Source organism: Actinomyces bouchesdurhonensis, from assembly GCF_900128465.1.
GTDB lineage: Bacteria > Actinomycetota > Actinomycetes > Actinomycetales > Actinomycetaceae > Pauljensenia > Pauljensenia bouchesdurhonensis.
On sequence record NZ_LT635869.1, the window covers coordinates 351726 to 360383 of the forward strand.

The window sequence follows — 8658 nt, forward strand, 5'->3', positions numbered from 1 at the left end:
CGCCGGGTCGAGGACCGGTGCCGCCGCTGCGACGGCAGGCGCGCCGGTGGACGCGGGTGTTGTTGCGATGCTTGCCGCCTCCTCTGGGGCTGCGGGTGCGGGTGCGGGTGGGGCTGCGGGTGCGGGTGGGGCAGGTGGAGCGGGAATCGGCGAGTTGGAGACAACCTCGTCGAACGACGGCAACGCCTTGCCGTCGCCGGTCGTTTCTGGCGTGTCGGCCATCGATTCCTCCGTCTGTTCTTGTGTGTGTGACGCCATTATCGCAGTTGGTTGCGCGGTAGGCGTGGACGACGCTGCCAGGATGTTCACCACAGAGACGGGGACACGTAGGCGCGTCAGGAGGGGACGCATCATGGCAAGGGATTCGCTGGGTGCAGCCAAGCGCAGCACCAGGAGATAGACGAGGCCGGTGATGGCCGAGACAACCGAGAGCTTGACGCCCGCGATGGCCATGCGGCCCAGCGAAGACGACACGCTCGTGTGAATACCTATGAGCCACAGGACAGCGAAGCCGGCGATGCCCGATGCAACCGCAGCGCCGAGGTAACAGATGTAGGAGCGCAGCAGGCCTGAACGGTCCACGTAGCGGTTTTCACGCGAGACCCACACGACGGCGATGACACCCTGCGTCAGGCGGCACGCGGTCTCGCCCAGGGCAGCGGCGACAACCCACCAGCGCGCTCCCGTCATGGCGTACAGCGACCAACCGACGATCACCTGGATGATCGTGGGCCCAATGCCCATGAGGAAGACAGGTTTGACGTCCTCGTAGGCGAAGAAGACGCGCTGGCTCATGAGGACCATGCCGGTGGAGGCGACACCCGGCATGAGCGAGGTGAGTACAAGCGCATAAGCGGTGACAGCCTGCGGGTCCCCGCCCTTGGCTGCCATTGCGATCTCCATCATGGGGACAGAACCGGCCATCAGCATCGCGGCGGCGGCGAGGGTTAGTGAGGTTATCGTGCGGACACCCAGGTGGTAGCTGTCGGCGACTGCCTTATCGTCACCGTCGGCGACGGCACCCGCCATGCGCGTAAAGATTGCGGTCGTCAAGGACACGGTGATGAGCGATTGGGGGACCATGAAGATCATGAATGCCGTCGAGTAGGCGAGGATGCCGACGACGCCGCCTTGGGCACCATTGCGACCGATATAGCCGTCGGCCATGGCGGCCAGGTTATTGGTGGAGAGTACACCGATCTGGGAGACGCCGAGGGTCGCGAACGTCCAGCCGGCGACGCGCGGCATCGACCCGAAGGATGTGCCACGGAAGTGGAAGTCGGGCTTGAAGGAGATGCCTGCGCGACGCATCGGCCACAGCAGGCACAGGGCTTGGCAGATGACGCCGAGGGTTGCTGAGCCGGCCAGGACCCAGAACTGGGCGCCGGTTACGTCGCCCGCGGGAATGCCGCCGTCGGGGGCGCTGCCCCAGATCGCGAGGAAAAGACCGAGGCCGGCGATGCCTACGACGTTGTTGACGACGGGTGCCCACATGTAGGGTCCGAAGATTTCACGGGCGTTGAGGAGCTCGCCCAGGAGGTTGTACAGGCCGTAGAAGAAGAGCTGCGGCAGGCATAGGAGCGCGAAGAGGATCGCCAGGTGACGGATGTCGTCGGTGTAGCCCGCGGCCGTGATCATGACCAGGAGGGGTGCGAGGATCATCGTCACGAAAGTGACGAGGAACAGGACTGTGCCCGCCAGGGTGAGGAGCCGGTTGACGTAAGTGTCGCCGTCGTTGCGGCGCTTGATAGCGCCGACGATCTGCGGTACCAGGACCGCGTCGAAGATGCCGGAGGCCAGGAGGTTGAACACGGTGTTGGGCAGCGTGTTGGCCGTCTGGAAGGCAGCGCCCACGCCGCCGGCGGTGGCGCCCACTGCGGCGATCAGCATCGCGTTACGCACGAAGCCGAGGATGCGCGACACCATCGTTCCGGACGCCATGAGAGCCGATGCCCTCAGAATCGATCGACGAGACGTGTTCGAACTCATGGGGTCTCCTTCGTCGTGGCTGTCTCTTGGTCAGCGGGGTCGTTTGGTGTGTCCGAGGCCTGGGCGGGACTTTCCATATCGGTGCGGCTACCAGCTTCGGAGGTAGGTGCGTCCTCGTGGGCGTCCGATGCCTGTGCCTTGCGAGCTGCCCGGCCGCGCAGCGACCGGCTGATGCCGACGACGAAAAGGAGTCCGAAGAGGCAGGCGATGACAGCAGTGATCGCGTCTTCCCAGCCGGCGCGCATGCGAACAGTGACGGTCTGGGAGTCGTCGAGGACGTGACCGTCGGGAGTTGTCACCCTGTAGGTGACCTCGATGTCGCCACTGCCGATCGCGCCGACGGGCACTTCGACGGTTGTCGCTCCGTGTGCGGCCAGCTCCTGGGAAAGCGCCGGGGTGGCGCGCAGGCGCGGGTCGTCTGGGATGAGGGTGACGTCGACGTTGATCGGCCAGTCCAGGTTGTTGCGGATGAGGACCGGGAAGTTCGCTGATTTGTTAATGAGGTTGACGGTCGAGGATGGTTCGACGGATACGGCTGCGAGCATGGCGGTGACCTGGTTTGTCATCGCGGTCGCGTTGTCGAGGTGCTCGGATGGGGTGGACCCGGCGTTGAGTGCGGGCAGGATCGCGGGGGTGACGGAGGCGAAGACGGCGTCGGGATCGTGTGTCGCGTTTGCCAGCGGCGCGAGCATGGTCAGAGACGAGGCCATGGTGTCGATCCCGGTTTTCGTTTCGTCGGCAAGGGTGCCGGTGTCGACTGTGTCGCGCTCAATGTCTGTGGGTTCGCTGTTGGCGATGTCCGTGAAGGAGATGGCGGAGACCCATCGGGGGGAGAAGAGTGCGTTTACGCGGCTGGTGAGGCGGTCGTTGATTGCGGTCCCGCGTTGGGCTGCTGCGAACAGGGTGCGTGACGAGGAGGGACGTTCGCGAGCGATGATCGCGGTGATCGCGGTGAGGGCCTGCTCTGCGTCCAGCTCGTCGCTGCCGCTGGCGTTCCACGACAGGAGCGCTGCGATGTCGGCCTGCTGGGCGAGGGCGTGTGCGCCGGCCCCGTTTGTTGAGGTTTGTCCCGTGGTCGGGTTGATGTTGACGCGTGCCAGGGAGGTGAAGGGTACCTCTTCGGCGGGAGCCAGGGACGAGGCTGGGGCGATCGTGATTTGGTCGGCAGCCGCGAAGTTGGACAGGAAAGTTGTGCCGAAGGTCTCATCGGCCGGCCAACCGACGTTACGCAGGATCGTGGGGCCTAAGTCGGGGGAGGCCGACGTGGTTCCGCTTTGTCCGGCAGAGGTGGCCGAGGNGCTTTGTCCGGCAGGGGTGGCCGAGGCCGTTGGGGAGGGGGTCGCGGAGGCGGTGGGGGGCGTCGAGTGTGAGGGGACGCTCGCGGCTTGACTGGATGCGGAGGGGCTAGGCGTGGGGTTTGCTGGCGTCGGGGAGGGCGCAACCCAACCGGTTTGCCGCAGGGTCCCCGGGAAGGCGTCAATGGATTCAGAGGCTAAACCCCAGAAGCCGGTGTTACCTGACAGGGCGAGGGCGCCGAGGTCTGCGTCGCCGTTAGGCAGTGCGATGACCTCGGAGGCGGTCGACATGAAGGCGGAAACGAATGCCTCGGATTGAAGGTCACGGGAACGCTGCGCGGGGTCGGTGGCCGTAGGCGCGGGTGTTGGCACCGCGGAGGTGGACGGGTTCGGTTGGGTTGTGGTTTGGCCGGATTGGCTCGACTGTCCCGATTCTTCCTCGGAATGATCCTGGTCCGCTGGTGTGGAGGGCTTGGGGGCTGTCGTAGGCTGGGGGCCGCGCGGAATCAGGAGGGGATCGACGGCCAGTGTCAGGCCCGATGTCCCCGCCAGGGACAGGAGCGCCGAACGCTCGGCCTGGTTGTTCGCAGCGTTCGTCTTTGTCCAGGGAACCACCGTGGAGACACGGGAGGCGGCGACCTGTGCGCCTGAGTCCCACACGATGATTGAGCGATCTTTGCCTGAAAACTCACCGGAAGTCGCGGTGACGGTGGTAACGCGCGGCCCCCACTCGTCGGTGTCGGACAGCGGCAGGTCGGACCTGGGGATGCGAATTTCGAAGGGGGTGGTTGCGCCGCGCACCACGTTGCTGAGCGTGGTGGACGCCGCATGTGTGGCGTCAGGCTCGTCTTCGCTCAGCTGTGTCGTCAGGGCAGAGACAGAGATAGGTGTTTCGTTGGCGACGAAAACCTCGAGGCTCACAGAGGCGAGGGTCGTTGGCGAATCGTTGCGGATCGTTCCTGAAATAACGAGTTCGCTCTCACTCGTCATGATGCGAGGCGTCAGAGCGTTGATCGACACAGACAGGTTGGAATCGGCGGAAACAGCGCCCATGACGGCGGGACGCTCCTGTCCCGTCGCAGACGTCTGCGCGGACACGGGGGCGGCCCCGGCCTCGTCAATGACCAGACCGAAGGGAAGGACCAGCGCCGCGCAAAGGGCGAGCACCCACGACGCGCGCCTACCCACGGCTATCCCGATACAGTAAGTCGAGGGCGATGCGCACGATACGGCGCTCGTTGGGGTAGGCAAGCTGGCGTGACACGTCGCGCAGGGGCACCCACGCGGCGGCCTCGGCCTCATGATCCGGGTCCCCCTCCACGGAGATCGTGCCGGACTCGTAGTCCATCAAGTAGTGGTGGACGACCTTGTGGACACGGCGGTCATTGCCGGAGAACCAGTAGTCGATGGAGGCGAGGTGGCGGATGATGCGCCCATGGATGCCCGTTTCCTCGGCGACCTCGCGCAGCGCAGCCTGCTGGGGAGTCTCGGACCCCTCCAGATGCCCCTTGGGTAGGCACCACTCGACGCGGCCCGCGCGATTGCGCCGAGCAATCAGAGCCGCATAGGGAATTCCGTCACGTACGTCAACGACGATGCCGCCCGCGCTGGTCTCAGCGGAAATAGGCAGGTGGTAGCGGCCCGCGCGCACAGAAGCAGACCGACGCGGGGGTCTGGGAACCCCGGCTCGGCGGTCAACGGAACGTGCAGGCATGACTCCACTTTAGCCGGTGGGCGGCCCCCGGTAGTCGGCCAGGGCGCTTTCCTGGCATGCTTAGGGGCGATGAGTACCCAGTCAGTTTCCCCGATCAACGCCTCCGTGACCCCGCAAAACACCGGAACGACAGACATTCCTGCCCTCATGGCGAACGCCACGCGGACGTTTGCGGCGCTACCGCCCGCGATTATGGAACTCGGCACGATTTTTGATCAAGCCGGGGAAGAACTCGCGCTTGTCGGCGGACCCGTGCGCGATGCCTTCCTGGGTGTCACCCCTCACGATTTTGATATGACGACCTCGGCTCGCCCTGAGCGCACCGAAGAACTCCTCGCCCAGTGGGGTAACGCGACGTGGGACATCGGCAAGGAATTCGGTACGATCGGCGGGCGCCGCGGCGACCTGATCGTCGAAGTGACGACGTATCGCACCGACGAATACGAGATCGGCTCACGCAAGCCCGAGGTGACCTTCGGTGACACGCTCGAAGGCGACCTGACGCGCCGCGACTTCACGGTCAACGCCATGGCGATGCGCCTGCCGCAGATGGCCCTCGTCGACCCGTGCGGCGGCCTGACGGATCTCGCGGATGGGAACCTGCGCACACCCGTGTCCGCCGAACAGTCCTTCGATGACGATCCGCTGCGCATCATGCGTGCCGCCCGCTTTAGCGCCCAGCTGGGCCTCGACGTGGACCTGGACGTCATGAACGCGATGGAAACCATGGCATCGCGCCTGGGTATCGTCTCCGCCGAGCGCATACGCGCAGAACTTGAACGCCTCATCATCTCGCCCTTCCCGCGCCGCGGCATCGAACTGATGGTCCACACGGGAGTCGCCGACATCGTCCTACCCGAAGTATCCGCCCTCGTCTCCACCGTCGACGAACATAAGCGCCACAAGGACGTCTACGAGCACACCCTCACCGTCGTCGAGCAGGCCATGGACCTGGAAACCGGCCCGGACGGCCCGGTTCCCGCCCCCGATTTCATCCTGCGCTTCGCGGCCCTCATGCACGACGTCGGCAAGCCGGCGACGCGCCGCTTCGAGAAGAACGGCACCGTGTCCTTCCATCACCACGAGATCGTGGGGGCGAAGATGACGCGCAAGCGCATGAAGGCCCTCCACTTCGACAAGGCCACGACCGAGGCTGTCTCTAACCTGGTTGCCCTGCACCTGCGTTTCCACGGTTACGGCGAGGTCGCCTGGTCCGACTCGGCCGTGCGCCGATACGTGACCGACGCCGGCGACCTCCTCGAACGCCTCCATCGCCTCACGCGCGCAGACTGCACGACCCGCAACCGCCGCAAGGCCGACTACCTGTCCGCAGCGTACGACGACTTGGAGCAGCGGATTGCCGCCCTGCGGCAGCAGGAGGAACTCGACGCGATCCGCCCCGACCTCGACGGCGACCAAATCATGGACATCCTGGGGCTGCGCCCCTCGCGCGCCGTCAAAATCGCCCGCGACTACCTGCTTGAGCTGCGCATGGAACGCGGACCGCTGGGCGAGGAGGCAGCCCGCGAGGCACTCCTGGAGTGGTGGGCTTCGGACGACGTGCGCGCCCTCGCCGAGGAATACCAGGCGCAGCAGGCCCACTGGGAGGCAAAGGTCGCGCAAAAGAAGGCCCGCAAGGCCGCCGCGAAGGCAGTACGGGAGGCGCAGGGGTAGAGCAGCCACGAAACCCAGGCCCGACGCGACGCAAGCACTGGGCGTAGCGTCGGGGAGCCGCGTCCCAGAGTGGGCGCGACCATCCTCACGCCCACGCACGGTGCACCCCCACCTATTCCGGACGTACCCTGGTGACAACTGACCCAGACGTTAGGAGAGTCACCGCATGAGCACGTTTACCCCAAAGAAGGCGTCGGCTGACATCGGCGTGTACGGACTGGGTGTGATGGGTGCCAACCTCGCCCGCAACCTGGCTCGCAACGGGTACGCGACTGCCGTCTTCAATCGCACGCCCGCGCGCACCGACAAACTCATCGCGGAGCACGGCGACGAAGCGACCTTCGTCCCCGCGTCCACGCTCGAGGACTTCGTCGCATCGCTTCGCACTCCGCGCGTCGCCATCATGATGGTCCAGGCCGGCCCCTCGACGGACGCCGTCATGGGCCAGCTCGCCGAACTCATGGACGAGGGCGACATCATCGTCGACTGCGGTAACTCCCTGTTTACCGACACGATCCGCCGCGAGAAGTGGGCCGCCGAGCGCGGCCTGCACTTCGTAGGCGCGGGCGTCTCCGGCGGCGAGGAGGGCGCCCTGTGGGGTCCCTCCATCATGCCGGGCGGCACCCCGGCCTCGTACGATCGCCTGGGTCCCATGTTCGAGGCGATCGCCGGCACCTACGACGGCGTGCCCTGCTGCACGTACATCGGCGCGAACGGCGCCGGCCACTTCGTGAAGATGGTGCACAACGGCATCGAGTACGCGGACATGCAGGTCATCGCCGAGGCCTACACCCTCCTGCGCGAGGGCCTGGGCGCCACCCCCGCCGAGATCGCTGACATTTTCGCCGCCTGGAATGAGGGTGAGCTCAACTCCTACCTCATGGAGATCACCGTCGAGGTCCTGCGTCAGNGAGGTCGCCTGGTCCGACTCGGCCGTGCGCCGATACGTGACCGACGCCGGCGACCTCCTCGAACGCCTCCATCGCCTCACGCGCGCAGACTGCACGACCCGCAACCGCCGCAAGGCCGACTACCTGTCCGCAGCGTACGACGACTTGGAGCAGCGGATTGCCGCCCTGCGGCAGCAGGAGGAACTCGACGCGATCCGCCCCGACCTCGACGGCGACCAAATCATGGACATCCTGGGGCTGCGCCCCTCGCGCGCCGTCAAAATCGCCCGCGACTACCTGCTTGAGCTGCGCATGGAACGCGGACCGCTGGGCGAGGAGGCAGCCCGCGAGGCACTCCTGGAGTGGTGGGCTTCGGACGACGTGCGCGCCCTCGCCGAGGAATACCAGGCGCAGCAGGCCCACTGGGAGGCAAAGGTCGCGCAAAAGAAGGCCCGCAAGGCCGCCGCGAAGGCAGTACGGGAGGCGCAGGGGTAGAGCAGCCACGAAACCCAGGCCCGACGCGACGCAAGCACTGGGCGTAGCGTCGGGGAGCCGCGTCCCAGAGTGGGCGCGACCATCCTCACGCCCACGCACGGTGCACCCCCACCTATTCCGGACGTACCCTGGTGACAACTGACCCAGACGTTAGGAGAGTCACCGCATGAGCACGTTTACCCCAAAGAAGGCGTCGGCTGACATCGGCGTGTACGGACTGGGTGTGATGGGTGCCAACCTCGCCCGCAACCTGGCTCGCAACGGGTACGCGACTGCCGTCTTCAATCGCACGCCCGCGCGCACCGACAAACTCATCGCGGAGCACGGCGACGAAGCGACCTTCGTCCCCGCGTCCACGCTCGAGGACTTCGTCGCATCGCTTCGCACTCCGCGCGTCGCCATCATGATGGTCCAGGCCGGCCCCTCGACGGACGCCGTCATGGGCCAGCTCGCCGAACTCATGGACGAGGGCGACATCATCGTCGACTGCGGTAACTCCCTGTTTACCGACACGATCCGCCGCGAGAAGTGGGCCGCCGAGCGCGGCCTGCACTTCGTAGGCGCGGGCGTCTCCGGCGGCGAGGAGGGCGCCCTGTGGGGT

The 8658-nt window shown here is 66.2% G+C and carries 5 protein-coding genes and 2 pseudogenes; 4 read left to right on the forward strand and 3 right to left on the reverse strand.

All coding sequences use genetic code 11. The annotated features are described in order from the left end of the window. The 3 genes from murJ to BQ7477_RS10015 all read right to left on the reverse strand — a co-directional run. Positions 1-1989 (reverse strand): murein biosynthesis integral membrane protein MurJ (gene murJ, locus BQ7477_RS10005; protein WP_277352394.1); only part of this gene is annotated, 1989 nt, incomplete at its 3' end. Further along, a complete protein-coding gene (locus tag BQ7477_RS11695; RefSeq protein WP_073983769.1) occupies positions 1986-4472 on the reverse strand; it encodes a DUF6049 family protein in 2487 nt (828 codons plus the stop codon). The genes murJ and BQ7477_RS11695, both read right to left, overlap by 4 nt. Beyond that, complete coding sequence (locus tag BQ7477_RS10015) at positions 4465-4935, reverse strand: NUDIX hydrolase (protein ID WP_073983865.1); 471 nt, start codon at positions 4933-4935, stop codon at positions 4465-4467. Before BQ7477_RS10015 ends, BQ7477_RS11695 begins: the two co-directional genes overlap by 8 nt. Positions 4936-5067: 132 nt before the next feature. Between BQ7477_RS10015 and BQ7477_RS10020 the strand changes: the two genes are divergently transcribed. The 4 genes and pseudogenes from BQ7477_RS10020 to BQ7477_RS10035 all read left to right on the forward strand — a co-directional run. Then, complete coding sequence (locus tag BQ7477_RS10020) at positions 5068-6672, forward strand: CCA tRNA nucleotidyltransferase (protein WP_420884442.1); 1605 nt, start codon at positions 5068-5070, stop codon at positions 6670-6672. Positions 6673-6838: 166 nt separating this feature from the next. Next, positions 6839-7582: pseudogene (locus tag BQ7477_RS10025) on the forward strand (NAD(P)-binding domain-containing protein); the annotation flags it as partial. 1 nt (position 7583) lies between these two features. Continuing rightward, positions 7584-8057, forward strand: a pseudogene (locus tag BQ7477_RS10030) (CCA tRNA nucleotidyltransferase); the annotation flags it as partial. Between the two features lie 166 nt (positions 8058-8223). Next, positions 8224-8658: NAD(P)-binding domain-containing protein (locus BQ7477_RS10035; protein ID WP_234968798.1), on the forward strand; the 435-nt coding region annotated here is incomplete at its 3' end.

Bases quoted from the DNA above. Each gene is read 5' to 3' on its own strand.
- BQ7477_RS10020 (WP_420884442.1), top strand. From the start codon at position 5,068: ATGAGTACCCAGTCAGTTTCCCCGATCAACGCCTCCGTGACCCCGCAA.